Genomic DNA, 17795 nt, shown 5'->3' with positions numbered 1-17795 from the left:
GAGTACAGGGGAGGGAGCGCCAAGCGCTCCCCGCACACGGAATGGCGCCTCAGGCGGCCTTGCGCAGGTCCAGCCGGTCCCAGATTTCGACCAACGCGTCGGTCAGTTCCTGCATCATCGCTTCGCTGTGCGCCGGGCCGGGCGTGAAGCGCAGCCGCTCGGTGCCGCGCGGCACGGTCGGGTAATTGATCGGCTGAACGTAGATGCCGTATTCGGCGAGCAGCACGTCGCTGATCTTCTTCGCCTTCACCGGATCGCCGACCATCACCGGCACGATGTGCGTGTCGCCCAGCATCACCGGCAGGCCGGCTTCGGTCATCATTTCCTTCAGGCGCGCAGCGGCGGCCTGCTGGCCCTCGCGCTCGACCGACGAGCTCTTGAGGTGGCGCACGCTCGCCAGAACGCCGGCGACCAGCACGGGCGAGAGCGAGGTGGTGAAGATGAAGCCCGGGGCATAGCTGCGGATGACGTCGATGATCGTCCGATCGGCGGCGATATAGCCACCCATGACGCCGAACGCCTTGCCCAGCGTGCCTTCGATGATGGTCAGGCGGTGCGCGACCTCGTCACGCTCCGAAATGCCGCCGCCGCGCGCGCCGTACATGCCGACGGCATGGACTTCGTCGAGATAGGTCAGCGCGTTATACTTGTCGGCAAGATCGCAGATCGCGGCGATCGGGGCGACATCGCCCTCCATCGAATAGACGCTCTCGAACGCGATCAGCTTGGGCGTCGCGGGATCGTCGGCGGCGAGCAGTTCCTCGAGATGCGCCAGGTCATTGTGACGGAACACGCGCTTCTCGCAGCCGGCATTGCGGATTCCGGCGATCATCGAGGCGTGGTTCAGCTCGTCCGAATAGATGATGCAGCCCGGCAGCACCTTGGCCAGCGTCGCCAGCGTCGCCTCGTTCGAGACATAGCCGGAGGTGAACAGCAGCGCGCCTTCCTTGCCGTGGAGGTCGGCAAGCTCGGCCTCCAGATCGACATGGTAATGCGTGTTGCCGCCGATGTTGCGCGTACCGCCGGAGCCGGCGCCGACATCATGCAGCGCCTCTTCCATCGCCGCGATCACCTTGGGGTGCTGGCCCATTGCGAGATAATCGTTCGAGCACCAGACGGTGATCGGCTTCGGGCCATTGTGGCCGGCGAAGCAGCGCGCGCTGGGATAATGACCCTTGTTGCGCAGGATATCGATGAAGACGCGGTAACGGCCTTCGGCATGGAGACGGTCGATCGCCTGTGAAAAGGCGCGGGTGTAATCGACCGGCTTGGCCGAAAGAGCGTCGATGGACATGGCCCCGCCGCTTACCCTTGTGTCAGTGGTAATGCCAGCGGATTCAGGCGTTTTGAGTGATCGTTCCTGTCGCTCTTTCGTCGAGCGATGCACCGGCGCTACAGCTGAATGCAGCTGTCGAAGCCGTAGCTGGCCATTGCCTGATCCAGCCCAATGCCGACCGGCCCGGTGAAAACGGCGATGTCCGGAGCGGTGCGGGCGAAGGACTGATCCCGAGTAAGATGGGCGACGCGCCGGGCGATCCCCGGGCCACCGTCGACAAAGGTGACGGGCCGGCCGAATGCCCCCGCGAGCTCTTCGGCCAGCAGGGGAAAGTGGGTGCAGGCGAGTGCCACCGTATCCATCGAATCGGCGCCGGGCGCGGCCAGCATCGGGGCGATCGCCCTTCGCGTCTCCGCGGTGGACACAGGTTCGCCGCGCAACTTCGCCTCGGCCAGCGTCACAAGTTCTGCCGATCCATGGCGGATGACCCTGCAATCGGACGCAAAGCGCGCGGCGAGATCGTCGACATAGGCTTGTCGGACCGTCGCCTCCGTGCCGAGCACGCCGATGGTGCGAGTCCGGCTGTGTGCTGCCGCCGGTTTGATGGCGGGAACGGTGCCGACGATCGGAATATCCAGCGCGCGGCGTACGGCCGGCAAGGTGATCGTCGATGCCGTGTTGCAGGCGATCACGATCAACCGCGGTGCATAGCGTTCCGCAAGGCGGCCAAGCAGGGCAGGCACGCGCCCGGCAATCTCCGCCTCATCCTTGATCCCGTAGGGAAATCCGGCGGAATCGGCGACATAAACGAAACGAGCGTCGGGAACGGCAAGGCGGGTCGGGGCAACGATGGATAGGCCGCCGACGCCGGAATCGAAGAACAGGATCGGGCGCGGGTCGCTCATGCCGGCGCCTTAGGGAAAGCGGAGGCGGCTTGAAAGGTTGCGGCGCTCCGGGGTGACGGCGCCGTTCCTGATTTGTCTATTGGAAAATGCCCGGTCATTGAGCTATCGTCATGATCAACGGAGGGAATATACTGGAAACGGAGATCGTCTGGATGCCGCCCCTGGCGGCGCTGATGCTTGGCTATCTGCTGGGCTCCATTCCCTTCGGTGTGCTGTTGACGCGTGCCGCGGGGGCGGGCGACCTGCGCCAGATCGGCTCCGGCAACATCGGTGCGACCAATGTGCTGCGGACAGGGCGCAAGGGGCTGGCCGCGGCCACCTTGCTGCTGGATCTTGCCAAGGGGTGGTGCGCGGTTGTGATCGCCACCGCGCTGCTGCCCGACAACGAACAGCTTGCGGCTGCCGGTGCCTTTATCGGCCATTGCTATCCCGTCTGGCTGGCGTTTCGTGGTGGTAAGGGCGTCGCGACGCTGATGGGCATCGTGCTGGCGCTGCATCCGGCCTTGGGGCTGGTCTATGCGGTGGTATGGCTTGGCTTGCTCGGCGCGCTCCGCATTTCCTCGGTCGCCGGCATGGCCGCGGCGGCGAGCGCGCCGGTGGCCGCGGCGGTGTTTGGCCGTTTCGACCTGGTGCCCCTGCTGCTCGCTCTGGCGCTGATCGTGATCTGGAAACACCGCGAGAATATCAGCCGGTTGCTGGTCGGGGCAGAGCCGCGGATCGGCAGCAAGCGTGGCTGATGCGGATCCGCCGGCCGACGCGTTCGACCGGCTCCGCCTGATCCGCACCACCGGGGTTGGCCCGGTTACCTATCGCCAGTTACTTCGCCGCTTCGGCAGTGCCCGTGCGGCGCTGGACGCGCTTCCAGACCTTGCGAAGCGTGGTGGCGGGCGCGCCGCGACGCCGGCGGATGCGAAAATGGTGGCGCGCGAGGTCGAAGCGGTGGCGCGGCTTGGCGCACGGCATCTGTTTTTGGACGATCCGGCCTACCCCGCACTGCTCGCCGAACTGGACGATGCGCCGGCCGTGCTGACGGTGCGAGGCACCTTGCCGCCCCCCACTCGCCCGTCGGTTGCGATCGTCGGCGCGCGCAATGCCTCGGCCGCAGCGTGCCGCTTCGCGCGGGGGCTGGCGCACGATCTGGCCGCGGAGGGTGCAACCGTCATCTCCGGCCTGGCGCGCGGAATCGACACGGCGGCGCACATGGGCGCGGGCGCGGCGACGGTTGCGGTGATCGCCGGCGGAATCGATGTGGCCTATCCGCCGGAAAATGCCGACCTGCAGGAGCGGATCGCACAAGACGCGCTGCTAATTGCCGAAATGCCGCCGGGCACGGAGCCGCGGGCCCGCCATTTTCCCTATCGCAACCGGATCATCGCTGGCCTGGCGCAAGGCACGGTCGTGGTGGAGGCGGCACCGAAATCGGGATCGCTGATCACGGCGCGGCTTGCGAATGAAGCGGGCCGCGAAGTGATGGCGGTGCCGGGGAGCCCGCTCGACCCGCGCGCGCAAGGATGCAATCTGCTGATCCGTGAGGGTGCCACGCTGATCCAGAGCGCCGCAGACGTGATGGAGCAGGTCCGCCCGATCGATCCGCGCGCCGTTCACGCGCCGGTGGTCCGCTATGAACCACAGCCGCCGGCCGACGCGGACGACGCCGCGAGGCGCGTAGTGACCGCGCTGCTGGGCCCTGTGCCGGTCGCGGTGGACGAAGTGATCCGCCAATCCGCCATCGCGCCGGCGGTGGTGCAGATGGTGCTGCTCGAACTGGAGCTTGCCGGGCGACTGGAGCGCCACGCGGGGGGCCGAGTCAGCCTGTTCGGCTGATCAGGCGGGAGCCGGCAGCCAGGACAGATCCAGCGCGGTGAGGCGATCGACGTAATTCGCCTCCCGAGTCAGCTTTTCCTCGTCCAGCAAAGTGTATCGCCCGGAATCGCGAGCGATCAGCCGTTCGTCCTCGAGCTGTCGAAGCATTCGGTTGACGTGAACGGCGGTCAGCCCGGTGGCGTCGCCGATCTCCTCCTGTGTCAGGCCGGGAACGAAGCTGTTGCCGCGCGTCAGATCAAGTCGGCGCATCCGATTGCGCACGTGGAGCAACACGGACGCCACCCGCGCCTTTGCCGACGTGCGGCCAAGCCCAGCCAACCGATCGGTGAGCATGACCCGCTCCGCCTGGTCCAGCGCAACGATGGCCAGGAAAAGGCGGGGTTGGTCCGCCGCGATTCGCGCCAGCATGACGCGATCAAACGGGCAGACCACACTGTCGGAAAGTGCGGCCACCGTTTCGGGCGCGTTGGAATAGACGAGCGCGGGAAGGGCAACCATGTCGCCCGGAAACATGAAGCGCAGGATCTGGCGGCTGCCGTCATCAAGGATGACGAAGCTCATCATCATGCCGCTCTTCAGAATGAACAATTCTGTTGACGGATCATGTTCGCGCACAAAGGTCGCCCCACGGCGCAGGATGCGCTGGCGTTCCTCCAACTGCAGAAGTGCGGCCCGCTCCTTACCGCACAACGGGACGAACTCGCCGAGACGCTCGGCAAAACGGCTAACTGTCACGCGTGATTGCCCCTCGGATCAAGCGGCTACCGCTAGTCGCCGGTGGGACCGGGGCGCATTAAAGTCGATCAACATCGTTACGCCTCAGTCGCTTGGCGACGCCACGGCGGTTCGATAGATGCGCGAGAATGGACCGTATCCTTATTCGTGGTGGCAACCGGCTGTCGGGTAAGCTGCCGATCTCCGGCGCCAAGAACGCTGCGCTGACCCTGATGCCTTGCGCGTTGCTGACCGACGAGCCGCTGACGCTGCGCAACCTGCCGCGGCTGGCGGACGTGGATGGCTTTGGCCATTTGCTGAACCAGCTTGGCGCGTCGACGGCGATCGAAGGCACTCGGCCGGAGGAATTCGGCCGGGTGATGACGATCCGCACGGGTCAGCTCACCTCCACCGAAGCCCCCTATGACATCGTGCGAAAGATGCGCGCCTCCATCCTGGTGCTCGGGCCGATCCTGGCGCGTGCCGGCGAAGCGCGGGTGTCGCTCCCTGGCGGGTGCGCGATCGGCAATCGCCCGATCGATCTGCACCTGAAGGCGCTGGAGGCGATCGGGGCGGAGCTGGAGATGAGCGCTGGCTATGTCACCGCGCGGGCGCCGGGCGGGCGGCTAGCCGGCGGACGCTATCGCTTCCCGGTCGTATCGGTGGGCGCCACCGAAAATGTCGTGATGGCGGCGGTTACCGCCAAGGGATCGTCGCGGATCGAGAATGCGGCGCGTGAGCCCGAGATCGTCGACCTGTGCCGCTGCCTTGTGGCGATGGGCGCACAGATCGATGGCATTGGCACCGAAACGCTGGAGATCGAAGGCGTCGCTCGCCTGCATGGCGCCACTTATGCCGTGATGCCAGACCGGATCGAGGCGGGCAGCTATGCCTGCGCCGCGGCAATCACCGGCGGCAGCCTGGAGCTGACAGGGATCGACGCGGAAAGCATGGGCGCCACCCTCTCGGCTCTCGCCGATGCGGGCGTCCTGGTGGAGCTGAAGAAAAACGCGGTATGCGTGACGGCGCAGGGGCCGCTGCAGCCGCTGACGCTGACCACGGCGCCATTCCCGGGGTTTGCCACCGACATGCAGGCACAGTTCATGGCCATGCTGTGCAAGGCGGACGGCGCCAGCGTGCTGACCGAGACGATCTTCGAGAACCGCTACATGCACGTGCCCGAGCTCGCACGCATGGGGGCGGACATCACCGTCAGCGGCCGCACGGCCGTGGTGCGCGGCGTGGAGCGGCTGGTGGGTGCGCCCGTGATGGCGACCGACCTGCGCGCGTCGATGAGCCTGATCCTGGCCGGTTTGGCGGCGGATGGCGAAACGGCGGTGTCGCGTGTCTATCACCTCGACCGCGGGTACGAACGACTGGAGGAGAAGCTTTCGGCCGTTGGTGCGGATATCGAGCGCGTCAGCGACGGGTGAACGGCGTCTTAGCCAGCGACCCTGCGGCAGGTCGATCCGGCTGCGAAAACCGGGAGAATAGGTCGACTCGCCGCAGCATCGGCGTGTCGGCCGCCAAGAACCACAGGGCGAAGATTGCGGTCATGCTGACCAGTTCGCCGCCGTCCTCAACCAATGTTACCAGCGTTTGTCCCGAAGCCTCCTGACCGAGCACAAGCTCGTGGAGCAGATCAACGGGCACGGCGAAGAAGGCGAGCAATCCAAAGCCGAGCATCAGCGCGATTGCCGGCTTGCGTTCTTCAGTCGGCATTCTGACCAGAGTGAAAAGAGCAATCAGCAAGGGTAATCCGCTGATCAGCGCTGCGGCCGGGATGATGCCCAATTCGCCGAGGAGATCGGGATGCGACAGCTTGCCTCCGAGCCATTCGTGCAGACGAAGCATGTCGTCCGCCAGCACGCATGCAAACAACAGAGCAAAAGCAGCATAGAAGCGCTCGCGCGTCTGCGCATAGACCGTGGCGGCCGCGACGCAGAGGGCGGCCTGTTTCAAATACCCCCAGATTTCGATAAAGGAGCCGTCAACGGTAGAAAACCGCCAAGCGCCAAAGAAGACGCTGTTTTCGATGCCGTGATGGTGAACATAGGCCCATCTCAGAAACAGCGCCAGCAGCGCCAGGTCGATGCCGACCAGCAGTAGCAACAAGCGCAAAGCAAGTGCATTTCTCGCCGTAGACAATGAAGTTCTCCCCCAATGATGTTCCCCGACATCATTGGGAGAAAGCTGACACAAAAGTGTCACATGATGAAATACGTCATTGCCCGTAAAGGGAGGACGTCGCGTTACTGCAGCGCCACGGCTTCCCGATCCACCGATGCCGTATATTCAGCGTAGGTGGCACAGTCGCTGGCCCAGTTCTGATACACGCGGCCATTGGCTGCCTTGTACCAGCTGCGGCAATGTGGATCGGCCCAGACAGTGTTGGACAGCAATTGCGTGATCCGATCATTGAAGCGCCGCTGCCCATCGGGGGTGACATTGGCGGCCTTCGCCTTTTCCGCTTCAAGCGCGGACAGCGTCTGCAGCATATAACCGACTTGCTGTTCGATCATGAAGCTGATCGAATTGTGCCCCAGGTTGGTATTCGGGCCGTACAGCATGAACATGTTCGGGAAGCCCGAGACCATGATGCCGAGATAGGCCTCCGGCCCTTCCTTCCACGTTTCCTTGAGCGTGCGGCCTTCCTCGCCGATGACGTTCATCGACCAGTCCCACTGAGTGGTCTCGAAGCCGGTCGCGAAGATCAGCACGTCGAGTTCGTGGAAGCCGTCCCGGGTACGGACGCCGTTTGCCTCAATGCGCTCGATCCCCGCCGTTTCCAGGGTCACGTTATCGCGCATCAGCGCGGGATAGAAATCATCGGTGATGAGGATACGCTTGCAGCCGATCGGATAGTCCGGCGTCAGCTTCGCCCGTAGCTCTGGATCGGGCACCTGCTCCTCGAGATGGTCAAGCGCGGTGCGGGTAAAGGCAGCGCGGCCCTCCGGCGTCCACTTAAACGCCTGCCAGAAGAAGCTGTCGGCGTTGTCGAATATCATCGCGCGCTGCGACGCGCCGAGCTTCATCGCCATTTCGAGGTTGGTAGCCATCAGCGCCTTGGTTTCCGGCGTGACATGATGGTCGTTGCGCGGGATCACCCAGTTGGGCGTGCGCTGAAACACCGTCAGGTGGCCGGCTGCCTTGGCCACTTCCGGGATGAGCTGGACCGCGCTGGCTGCCGAGCCGATCACGCCGACACGCTTTCCGGTGAGGTCGACGCTGTCGTCCCATTCAGCGGCGTGCCATTTCGGCCCGGCGAAATCATGCGCGCCGGCAATCTCCGGCAGGCATGGCCGGCTCAGCTGGCCAAGCGCCGGAACGATGGCGTCGAACGTCTCGGTTGCGCCCTTTTCGGTCGTGATCGTCCAGGTGCCGGAGCCAGAATCCCACTTCGCCTGGGTGACGCCCTCATTCAGGCGCAGCACGTCGGCAAGGCCGAACTGATCAACAAGGCTCTTGGTATAGTCGTGGATTTCCGCGCCGCGCGCGTAGTGATGGCTCCAGTTCGGGTTGGGCGCGAAGCTGAACTGGTACAGGATTGCCGGCACGTCACAGGCGACACCAGGATAGCGGTTTGCGCGCCACGTGCCGCCGACGGAATCGGCATGTTCGAAAACGGTGACGTCATGGCCGGCTTCGCGTGACTTGATGGCGGCGCACAGCCCGCCCATCCCCGCACCGACCACCGCGATTCGCTTGCTCATCCTTCTCTCCACTTGCGGTCTCGGGCCGCTCGCCAATGACGATGCCCCGTTGAGCGCGGGGAGGGAAGAGGTTTTAAGTCGCTCGCGTTAGTTAGTTGGGCCGAGGATGTATGGCCTGCACCATGAGGCGCGTCCTCGTCGCGGCAGAAAGTGCCGCGACGAGCGCGTGTAGCCGATTGAGCTTAGCGGCAGCGCACGTTGTTCTTGTCGATCGACTGTCCGAGCGCGGCGCCACCGGCACCGCCGATCAGCGCGCCCAGCAGGCCGGAGCCACCCGGACGCAGTGCCGTACCGAGCACGCCGCCAGCGATGCCGCCGACGATCAGGCCGGTCGTGCCATCGTCGCGGCGGCAGTAATAGCGGCCGTCGCGACCAGCATAGACACGGTCGTTCTCACTGAGCCGGCGCTCGCGATACTGCCGCCCCTCGCGATAATAACGGTCCGCTTCATAGCCGCCGTACGCCGGGTCGGGCCGGTTATAGTCATAGGCGGAATAGCTTCCGCCGCCGAAGCCTCCGCCACCATAGCCCGAGCCATAGCCGGTTCCCATGCAGCCGCTCACCATGGTTGCCGCACCGATTGCGGCCAACGCAACTTTCCGCATCGCTTCCTCCTTCGTACCTTGTAGACAAACCCAATGGCTGGGCACGGCGAAAGGTTGCGACGGAGCGAAGCGATGCGGGCGCTGGATCAGCGGCGATACTGGCGATCGTGCTTCTGGATGCGAACCCGGGTGCTCAGCCGATCATAGCGGGCGTTGAGGTCGCGGCGCTCTGCCATCGAAAGACCGTTGCCGCTGCGGCGATAGCGGTTTTCCAGTTTCACGAGATCGCGAAACTCGATCCGCAGCCTGCCCGCTTCCGCGCGGGTCAGTGCGCCGGTGCGCACGCCCTGATCGATGCGGGCGTCAATGGTCCGCTGACGCTGGTTGATCGACTGCCACGCCTGGGCGGAGGCAGGAACGGCGGCGGTCGCGACACCCATGCCGGCCAGGACAAGGGCGAGATGCCGGAACGCGCTCTTCATGATCTTACTCCTCTTTTCCGTCGCTTGCTGACGACGAAAACAGAAGTAGGGCCGGCTTGTCGCGAAGCTGTGCCATGTTCACCGCCAAAGTGTAACGGCACGTCGCAAGGCGTTCAGCATCGTTCAGGTTGCCGTACATCCGCGATGGCGAACACCGCGGGTGCAAGGCGCTCGATCAGCGTGCGATACCGCCCGCGGCGAGCACGGCCAGCGTCATCAGGTCTCCGGCGGTCGACGTCATGGGCGCGATCTGCACCGGCTTTTCCATGCCGATCAACATCGGGCCAATCACGCTGTCGCCGCCCAGCTCGCGGAGCAACTTGGCAGAGATATGCGCCGATTGCAGGCCCGGCATGATCAGCACGTTGGCCGGGCCGGACAGGCGGGCGAATGGATAATTCGCCATCTGCTTGGGATTGAGCGCGACGTCGGGCGTCATTTCGCCCTCATATTCGAAGCCAACATTGCGCTTGTCGAGCACGGTTACCGCCTCGCGGATACGCTCCAGGAACGTACCCTTCGGATTGCCGAAGGTTGAATAGCTGAGGAAAGCGACCCGCGGTTCGTGGCCCATGCGCCGGGCAACGGCGGCGGTCTGTTCGGCGATGTCGGCCATCTGCTCGGCATCGGGCCGCTCGTTCATCGTCGTATCGGCGATGAAGACGGTGTGGCTCTGGCCAACCATGACGTGGATGCCGAACGGGGTGCGACCCGCCTCCGGATCGATGACGCGGCGGATCTCGCGCATCGACTGCGCCCAGGTGCGCGTGATGCCGGTGATCATCGCGTCGGCGTGACCGAGTTGCAGCAGGACCGCGCCGAACACGTTGCGATCCTGGTTGATCATCCGCTCGCAATCGCGGCGCAGGTATCCGCGACGCTGGAGCCGCTTGTAGAGGAAGTCCACCATCTGCGGCACCAGCGGCGAGATGCGGCTGTTGTGCAGTTCATATTCTTCGGGATTCTGGATTCCGAGGGCGCGCAGACGATCGGGCACATCGTCGCGGCCGACCAGCACCGGCGTGCCATAGCCGCCTTCCTTGAAGGCGATGGCGGCGCGCAGTACGACTTCTTCCTCGCCCTCGGCGAACAGGACGCGCTTGGGATGTGCGCGCGCGCCTTCATAGGCGAGGCTGAGGACCGAGGTGGTCGGGTTGAGCCGCGCGCGCAGGCTCTGGCGATATCCCTCCATGTCGAGGATCGGGCGGGTCGCGACGCCCGAATCCATCGCCGCCTTGGCAACGGCGGCGGGGACGATCTCCATAAGGCGCGGGTCGAACGGCGCGGGGATGATGTAATCCGGGCCGAAGACGTGCTGCACGCCATAAGCCGCGGCGACTTCCTCCGGCACACGCTCGCGTGCCAGTTCAGCGATCGCCTGCGCGGCGGCGATCTTCATGGCATCGTTGATTGCCGAGGCACGCACGTCGAGCGCGCCACGGAAGATGAAGGGGAAGCCGAGGACGTTGTTGACCTGGTTGGGATAATCCGATCGGCCGGTGGCGATGATCGCGTCAGGGCGAGCCGCCTTGGCGACCTCCGGGCGGATCTCGGGCTCCGGATTGGCCATGGCGAAGATGATCGGCGCCGGCGCCATGTCCTTCACCATCTCCGGCTTCAGCGCGCCGGCGGCGGAGAGACCCAGGAACACATCGGCGCCGTGCAGCGCCTCGGTCAGCGTGCGGCGATCGGTAACCGCAGCGTGCGCCGACTGCCACTGGTTCACGTCCTCGCGGCCCTGGTAGATGACGCCGGTGCGGTCGCACATGATGACATTATCGTGCTGCACGCCCATCGCCTTCATCAGCTCGGTGCAGGCGATCGCGGCGGCGCCCGCGCCGTTCACGACGATCTTCACGTCGCGCAGCGAGCGCTTGGTCAGCAGGCAGGCGTTGATGAGGCCGGCGGCGGTGATGATCGCGGTACCGTGCTGGTCATCATGGAAGACCGGAATGTTCATCCGCTCGCGCAGCGTCTGCTCGATAATGAAGCATTCGGGCGCCTTGATATCCTCAAGGTTGATGCCGCCGAACGACGGCTCGAGCAGCTCCACGCAGTTGATGAAAGCGTCGACGTCCTCCGTCTTCACCTCAAGGTCGATCGAATCCACGTCGGCGAAGCGCTTGAACAGCACCGCCTTGCCTTCCATCACCGGCTTCGACGCGAGCGCGCCGAGATTGCCCATGCCCAGGATTGCGGTGCCGTTGGAAATGACGGCGACCAGATTGCCCTTGGCCGTATAGTCATAGGCGGTGGCAGGATCGTCGGCGATCGCCTGCACCGGCACGGCGACGCCCGGCGAATAAGCGAGCGACAGGTCGCGCTGCGTCGCCATCGGCTTGGACGCGATGATCTCGATCTTGCCGGGGCGTCCCTCGGAATGGAACAGCAGCGCCTCGCGCTCCGAGAACTGGATGGTGTTGCTGGTCTTGTCGGTCATTGCGCCCCCGGCCGAAGGTTTCGAGCCGAACCCTTAGGGCGAAGGCGGAAGGATGAAAACCGCAGGAATGGGATCAAAGCAGCGCGGCTTCCCCGCGTTCGAGCGCGAGCAGCAATTGTTTGTTCGGCAGCCCGCCGCCGAACCCGGTGAGCGTGCCGTTGCTGCCGATCACGCGGTGACACGGCGTGACGATGGGAATTGGGTTACGCCCGTTCGCCGCGCCGACCGCCCGAGTGGCGGTGGGGCGGCCGATCGCGCGAGCAATGTCGGCATAGCTGCGCGTCTCGCCATAAGGAATGGTGAGGAGCGCGCGCCACACGTCGCGCTGGAACTGCGTGCCGACCGGATCGAGCGGCAGATCGAAGGTGGTGCGCCTGCCCGCGAAATATTCGTCCAGCTGGCGAACGGTGGCGGCGATCACGGGGTGGCTCGGATCCGCGCGCCGCGGAGCATAGCGCGCCCGCATCGCCGCATCGTCATCCCACAGGATCGCGGCGAGACCGGTGTCGCTGGCGATCAGCGTCAGATCGCCGGTCGGCGAGGGGATGGTGGCGGTCGCAAAGGTCATGGCGCGGCTCCTTCGGCTTGCCCTTAATAGCGACCGGAGGATCGCGCGTCCCGATGCTTGCGGCCAAAGCGCCCCTCGTCAGCGGCGGCATGTCTGGCTAGACGGGGGTGATCGCCGGGCGGCGCTGCGTCCGCCCATCCGCATCCGCACCTCATCCGTTTCGACACCCGGAAACCATGGCCGAACCCACCGCTCCGACGCCGATGATGGCGCAATATCTGGCGCTGAAGGAAGAAGCGGGCGATTGCCTGCTGTTCTATCGCATGGGCGACTTCTTCGAATTGTTCTTCGAGGATGCGCGGATCGCGAGCGGGGTGCTTGATATCGCGCTGACGGCGCGCGGCGAACATGCGGGCGAGAAGATTCCAATGTGCGGCGTGCCGGTGCATGCGGCGACGGCGTATCTCCAGCGGCTGATCAAGGCCGGGCGCCGCGTGGCCATCGCGGAGCAGACAGAGAGTCCGGAAGAGGCGCGCAAGGCACGCGGATCGAAGGCGCTGGTGAACCGCGCGATCATCCGCTTCGTCACCGCGGGGACGTTGACCGAGGAAGCGCTGCTGGATGCGCGCGCCGCGAACTGGTGCGTCGCGGTGGGCGAGGCGGCGGGCGGCGTCGGGATCGCGGCGGCGGACGTATCGACCGGCCGGTTCGAGGTGATCGCCTGTTCGCCGCAGGCATTGGGCGCGGAGCTTGCGCGGCTGGCGGCGGCGGAAGTGGTGGCGGCCGAGGGGAGCGATGCGCCGGCGACGGTGTGGCGTCCGCGCGGCGAGTTCGACAGTGCGCGCGGCGAGGAGCGGCTGAAGCGCCTGCACGGCGTGGCGACACTCGACGGCTTCGGCCAGTTCGATCGCGCGATGCTCGCCGCGGCGGGCGGGCTGATCGCGTACCTCGACCATAATGGGAAGGGGACGCTGCCGTTCCTACGCGCGCCGGTGATCCGCCGCAGCGCCGAGACGATGGCGATCGATGCGGCGACGCGCGAGAGCCTGGAGCTGACCTGCACCGCCGGCGGCACGCGCAAGGGCAGTTTGCTCGATGCGGTGGACCGTACGGTAACGGGGGCGGGGGCGCGACTGCTGGCGGCGGATATCGGCGCGCCGTTGATGGACAGGACTGCGATCGAGGCGCGGCTGGCGCTGGTGACGCTGTTCCACGACGACGGCGACCTGCGCGCCCGGCTGCGCGAGCGGTTGCGCGCGCTGCCCGATATCGGCCGCGCGATCGGGCGGCTGGTGGCCGGGCGAGGCAGCCCGCGCGACCTAGGGCAGCTGCGCGATGGGCTCGACGGCGCATGGCTGCTGGCGGAGACGCTGCAGTCGATCGAGGCGCAACTGGTCGATGGCGCGGGCGGCGACCTGCTGGCGCAGCTGACACCGCGGTTGCGCGGGCATGGTGAGCTGATCGACCTCCTCAAGCGCGCGCTGGTGCCGATGCCGCCGATCGACGCGGCGAACGGCGGCTTCATCGCGGAGGGCTATGACGCCGCGCTCGACGATCTGCGCGATGCAGGATCAGGCGGGCGCAAGGCGATTGCGGCGCTGGAGGCGCGCTATCGCACCGAGACCGGGATCAACGGCCTGAAGATCCGGCACAACAACGTGCTTGGCTATCATGTCGAGGTGCCGGCGAAGAATGCCGAGGCGCTGATGAAGCCCGACAGCGGCTTCACGCATCGCCAGACGATGGCAGGCGCGGTGCGCTTCAACGCGCCCGAGCTGCACGAGGTGGCGAGCCGGGTGACGCAGGCGGGCGCGCATGCGGTGGCGGCGGAGGCGTCGCATCTCGAGGACCTGATCGCTGCGGCGCTCGCCCGCGCCGAGCCGATCGCGGCGACGGCGGATGCGCTGGCGCGGCTGGACGTCGCGGCCGGGCTGGCGGAGCGCGCCGCGGAGGGCGGCTGGGCGCGGCCGAGCCTTGTGGAGCATCCATGCTTCGAGATCATCGGCGGTCGGCATCCGGTGGTGGAGGCGGCGGTTGCCAAGGCGGGCGAGCGGTTCGTCGCCAATGATTGCACGCTGTCCGAAAGCTCGCGGCTGTGGCTCGTCACCGGCCCGAACATGGGCGGCAAGTCGACGTTCCTGCGGCAGAATGCGCTGATCGCGGTGCTGGCGCAGGCGGGAAGCTATGTGCCGGCCACCAGTGCGACGCTGGGGCTGGTCGACCGGCTGTTCAGCCGCGTCGGGGCGTCGGACAATCTGGCGCGCGGACGATCGACCTTCATGGTCGAGATGGTCGAGACCGCGGCGATCCTGGCGCAGGCGACGCCGCAGAGCTTCGTCATCCTCGACGAGGTGGGGCGCGGCACGTCGACCTATGACGGGCTCGCCATCGCCTGGGCGGTGGTGGAGGCGATTCACGAGGACAATCGCTGCCGCTGCCTGTTCGCAACGCACTATCACGAGCTGACGCGGCTGGCGGAGCGATGCGACGCGCTGTCGCTGCACCATGTGCGGGCGCGCGAGTGGAAGGGCGAACTGGTTCTGCTGCACGAACTGGCTGATGGGCCGGCGGATCGCAGCTATGGTCTTGCCGTCGCGCGGCTCGCCGGCATGCCGCCGGCAACGGTGGCGCGGGCGAAGGCGGTGCTGGCGAAGCTGGAGGCGGGGCGCGCCAAGACCGGCGGGCTGGCGGCGGGGCTGGACGACCTGCCGCTGTTCGCCGCGGCTGCGGCGGCCGTGCCGGAGGAGCGGGTCGACCCGTTGCGCGCGGCGGTGGAGGCGCTGGATGTCGATGCGCTGTCACCGCGCGAGGCGCTGGACCAGCTGTATCGCCTGAAAGGGATCGTGCGGGAGGGGTGAAGGCACGCGCCGCGCTTGATCCCCCGCCGATCGGCCCCGATATGCGGGCGCGATGAAGGACACACTTACCCCCAAGGCGATCGTCGCCGCCCTCGACGCACATATCATCGGACAGAAGGACGCGAAGCGTGCCGTGGCGGTGGCGCTGCGCAATCGCTGGCGACGGCAGAAGCTGGCGCCCGAGCTGCGCGACGAGGTGACGCCCAAGAACATCCTGATGATCGGCCCGACCGGCTGCGGCAAGACCGAGATCAGCCGCCGCCTGGCGAAGCTGGCCGACGCGCCGTTCGTGAAGGTGGAAGCGACCAAGTTCACCGAAGTCGGCTATGTCGGCCGCGACGTGGAGCAGATCGCGCGCGACCTGGTCGAGGAAGCGGTGCGGCTGGAAAAGGAACGGCGCCGCAACGCGGTGAAGGACAAGGCCGAGGAAGCGGCGATGGACCGGCTGCTCGATGCGCTGGTCGGCAAGGACTCAAGCCAGGCAACGCGCGAGAGCTTCCGCCAGCGCTTCCGCGACGGGCACCTCGACCAGACCGAGATCGAGCTTGAGCTTCAGGTCGCGCCGCAGATGCCGTTCGAAATGCCCGGTGGCGGCCAGATGGGCATGATCAACCTTGGCGAAATGTTCGGCAAGCTGGGCGGCGGGCAGACCAAGCGGCGCAAGCTGCTGGTGCCGGCGGCATGGGAAAAGCTGGTCGAGGAAGAGGCCGACAAGCGGCTCGACCAGGACGAGGTGAGCCGCGTCGCGCTGGCCGATGCGGAGGCGAACGGGATCGTCTTCCTCGACGAGATCGACAAGATCGCGGTGAGCGACGTGCGCGGCGGTTCGGTGAGCCGCGAAGGCGTGCAGCGTGACCTGCTGCCGCTGATCGAGGGCACGACCGTCTCGACGAAGTACGGCCCGATGAAGACGGACCATATCCTATTCATCGCGTCGGGCGCGTTTCATGTGGCGAAGCCGAGCGACCTGTTGCCTGAGCTTCAGGGGCGCCTGCCGATCCGCGTCGAGCTGAAGGGCCTGACCGAGGATGATTTCGTCGCCATCCTGTCCGACACGAAGGCGTCATTGCCGGCGCAGTACAAGGCGCTGATCGGTACCGAAGGCGTCACCGTCGACTTCACCGAGGACGGCATTCGCGCCGTCGCGCGGATCGCGGCCGAAGTGAATGGCGAGATCGAGAATATCGGCGCCCGCCGGCTGCAGACCGTGATGGAGAAGCTGCTTGAGGAAGTGAGCTTCGACGCCGAGGATCGCGCGGGCAGCTCGGTGACGGTGGATGCGGCTTATGTCGAGCAGCACCTCGCCGGCGTCGCGCGCAACACCGACCTCAGCCGCTTCGTGCTGTAACGCGAGAGGTCCCTTCCGCGCCGTGCGGAGGGGGCCTTCTCAGATCACCAGCTCGGCGCGCATCAGCGCGGCGTAGCGCTTCAGATGGTGGTCGGCGGCGCCGAACTGCTGCTCGATTGCCGTAGCGCGGCGGAAATAATGGCCGACGGCAAGCTCGTCGGTCATCCCCATGGCGCCGTGCAGCTGGACGGCATTCTGGCCGATGAAGCGGATCGCATCGGCGACGGTAGCCTTGGCAGCGGCGATCGCGCGGGCGCGCACATTAGCCGCCGCATCCACGTTCAGCGCGGCGAGATAGGCAGCCGAGGTCGCCTGTTCGGCAGCGATGAACATGTCGACCATGCGGTGCTGCAGCGCCTGGAAGCTGGCGAGCGGCTGGCCGAACTGCTTGCGCTCCTTGGTGTAGGCGACCGTGTCACCAAGCATCTTGCGGGCAAGGCCGGCTGCCTCGGCGCAGAGCGCGGCAATGCCGGCGTCCCGCGCGCGTTCCAGCAGCGGGAGGGCGGCGCCCTCCTCGCCCAGCAGCGCATCGGCCGGCAGCGACACGCCGGCGAGCGTGATGTCGGCCGCGGGAAGCCCGTCGATCAGGCGATAATCGTGGCGCGACACGCCGGCCGCATCCGCCGGCACGAGGAACAGTGACACGCCGCGCACGTCGCGCGGGGCGCCCGACGTGCGCGCGGTGACGAGCAGCCAGTCGGCATCCGGCGCGCCCGCGACGACGATCTTTTCGCCGGTCAGCACCCAGCCGTTGCCGCTCTTTTCCGCCTTCGTTGTCACGGCTTCGAGCGCCTGGCGGCTGTCGGCTTCCCCGGCGGCGAGCACGGCGCGCGTGCTGCCATCGGCGATCTGCGGCAGGAGGGCAGCGGCGCGCTCACCGCCCGCTGCCTGAAGCAGGCTGCCGGCAATCACCACGCCGTCGATATAGGGGATGGGAGCAAGCGCCTCGCCCAGCGCGTCGGCGACGACCATCGCTTCCACCGCCCCGCCGCCAAGGCCGCCGGCCTCCGCCGGGAGCGTCGCGCCGAGCACGCCGAGATCCTGGCCGAGCGCGCGCCATAGCGCCTTGCCGTCACGCGGGCGGTGCGGATCGAAGGCGAAATGCTGCGCCAGATAGCGCGTCAGCGTGTCGCGGAGCATCGCCTGCTCGTCGCTGAGCGAAAGATCCATGGCCCTCTCCCG

15 protein-coding genes are annotated in these 17795 nt (G+C 66.5%); 5 read left to right on the top strand and 10 right to left on the bottom strand.

Annotated features, from left to right (window positions below):
* Positions 1–49 precede the first annotated feature (49 nt).
* Both hemA and murI read right to left on the bottom strand, forming a co-directional pair.
* Positions 50–1294 (bottom strand): 5-aminolevulinate synthase, encoded by a 1245-nt coding sequence (gene hemA / locus LQ954_RS11030; protein WP_231023117.1) that lies wholly within the window; start codon positions 1292–1294, stop codon positions 50–52.
* 98 nt (positions 1295–1392) lie between these two features.
* Complete coding sequence (gene murI, locus LQ954_RS11025) at positions 1393–2181, bottom strand: glutamate racemase (RefSeq protein WP_231023115.1); 789 nt, start codon at positions 2179–2181, stop codon at positions 1393–1395.
* A gap of 110 nt (positions 2182–2291) precedes the next feature.
* Here murI and plsY point away from each other — a divergent pair, with 110 nt between their 5' ends.
* Together plsY and dprA are read left to right on the top strand one after the other, a co-directional pair.
* Complete coding sequence (gene plsY, locus LQ954_RS11020) at positions 2292–2918, top strand: glycerol-3-phosphate 1-O-acyltransferase PlsY (RefSeq protein ID WP_415837156.1); 627 nt, start codon at positions 2292–2294, stop codon at positions 2916–2918.
* Complete coding sequence (gene dprA / locus LQ954_RS11015; RefSeq protein ID WP_227772904.1) at positions 2911–4005, top strand: DNA-processing protein DprA; 1095 nt, start codon at positions 2911–2913, stop codon at positions 4003–4005. The genes plsY and dprA overlap by 8 nt, the downstream gene beginning before the upstream one ends.
* Here the strand turns inward: dprA and LQ954_RS11010 are convergent, their stop codons facing one another.
* A complete protein-coding gene (locus tag LQ954_RS11010) occupies positions 4006–4740 on the bottom strand; it encodes a Crp/Fnr family transcriptional regulator (RefSeq protein ID WP_231023113.1) in 735 nt (244 codons plus the stop codon).
* Positions 4741–4868: 128 nt separating this feature from the next.
* On the opposite strand from LQ954_RS11010, the gene murA reads away from it, so the two are divergent.
* On the top strand, positions 4869–6152 hold the full coding sequence (gene murA / locus LQ954_RS11005) for a UDP-N-acetylglucosamine 1-carboxyvinyltransferase (protein WP_227772906.1): 1284 nt from the start codon (positions 4869–4871) through the stop codon (positions 6150–6152).
* Here murA and LQ954_RS11000 read toward each other — a convergent pair.
* From LQ954_RS11000 to LQ954_RS10975, 6 genes are all read right to left on the bottom strand, one after another.
* A complete protein-coding gene (locus LQ954_RS11000; protein ID WP_231023112.1) occupies positions 6139–6831 on the bottom strand; it encodes a hypothetical protein in 693 nt (230 codons plus the stop codon). The genes murA and LQ954_RS11000 overlap by 14 nt on opposite strands.
* A 140-nt stretch (positions 6832–6971) precedes the next feature.
* Positions 6972–8432, bottom strand: coding sequence for a flavin-containing monooxygenase (locus LQ954_RS10995; protein WP_231023110.1), 1461 nt, complete (start codon positions 8430–8432; stop codon positions 6972–6974).
* A 182-nt stretch (positions 8433–8614) separates the two neighbouring features.
* The gene (locus LQ954_RS10990) at positions 8615–9037 is read right to left on the bottom strand and encodes a glycine zipper 2TM domain-containing protein (RefSeq protein ID WP_227772909.1); all 423 of its coding nucleotides are present in this window, start codon (positions 9035–9037) and stop codon (positions 8615–8617) included.
* 86 nt (positions 9038–9123) lie between these two features.
* Positions 9124–9459, bottom strand: coding sequence for a hypothetical protein (locus LQ954_RS10985; protein WP_227772910.1), 336 nt, complete (start codon positions 9457–9459; stop codon positions 9124–9126).
* Between the two features lie 175 nt (positions 9460–9634).
* Positions 9635–11899: an NADP-dependent malic enzyme gene (locus LQ954_RS10980; RefSeq protein WP_227772911.1), complete on the bottom strand. Its 2265-nt coding sequence runs from the start codon at positions 11897–11899 to the stop codon at positions 9635–9637.
* A 73-nt stretch (positions 11900–11972) separates the two neighbouring features.
* Positions 11973–12467 carry a methylated-DNA--[protein]-cysteine S-methyltransferase gene (locus LQ954_RS10975; RefSeq protein WP_231023108.1) on the bottom strand — a complete coding sequence of 165 codons (495 nt, stop codon included), beginning with the start codon at positions 12465–12467 and terminating at the stop codon, positions 11973–11975.
* 203 nt (positions 12468–12670) lie between these two features.
* Between LQ954_RS10975 and mutS the strand changes: the two genes are divergently transcribed.
* Both mutS and hslU read left to right on the top strand, forming a co-directional pair.
* Complete coding sequence (gene mutS / locus LQ954_RS10970; RefSeq protein ID WP_231023391.1) at positions 12671–15265, top strand: DNA mismatch repair protein MutS; 2595 nt, start codon at positions 12671–12673, stop codon at positions 15263–15265.
* A gap of 52 nt (positions 15266–15317) precedes the next feature.
* The gene (gene hslU / locus LQ954_RS10965) at positions 15318–16613 is read left to right on the top strand and encodes an ATP-dependent protease ATPase subunit HslU (RefSeq protein WP_088333870.1); all 1296 of its coding nucleotides are present in this window, start codon (positions 15318–15320) and stop codon (positions 16611–16613) included.
* A 39-nt stretch (positions 16614–16652) separates the two neighbouring features.
* On the opposite strand, the gene LQ954_RS10960 is transcribed toward hslU, so the two are convergent.
* Complete coding sequence (locus LQ954_RS10960) at positions 16653–17783, bottom strand: acyl-CoA dehydrogenase family protein (protein WP_231023106.1); 1131 nt, start codon at positions 17781–17783, stop codon at positions 16653–16655.
* Between the last annotated feature and the right edge of the window lie 12 nt (positions 17784–17795).

This window comes from Sphingomonas sp. IC-11 (assembly GCF_021043365.1).
Classification (GTDB): domain Bacteria; phylum Pseudomonadota; class Alphaproteobacteria; order Sphingomonadales; family Sphingomonadaceae; genus Sphingomonas.
This window is presented reverse-complemented; position numbering and strand designations above follow the sequence as displayed.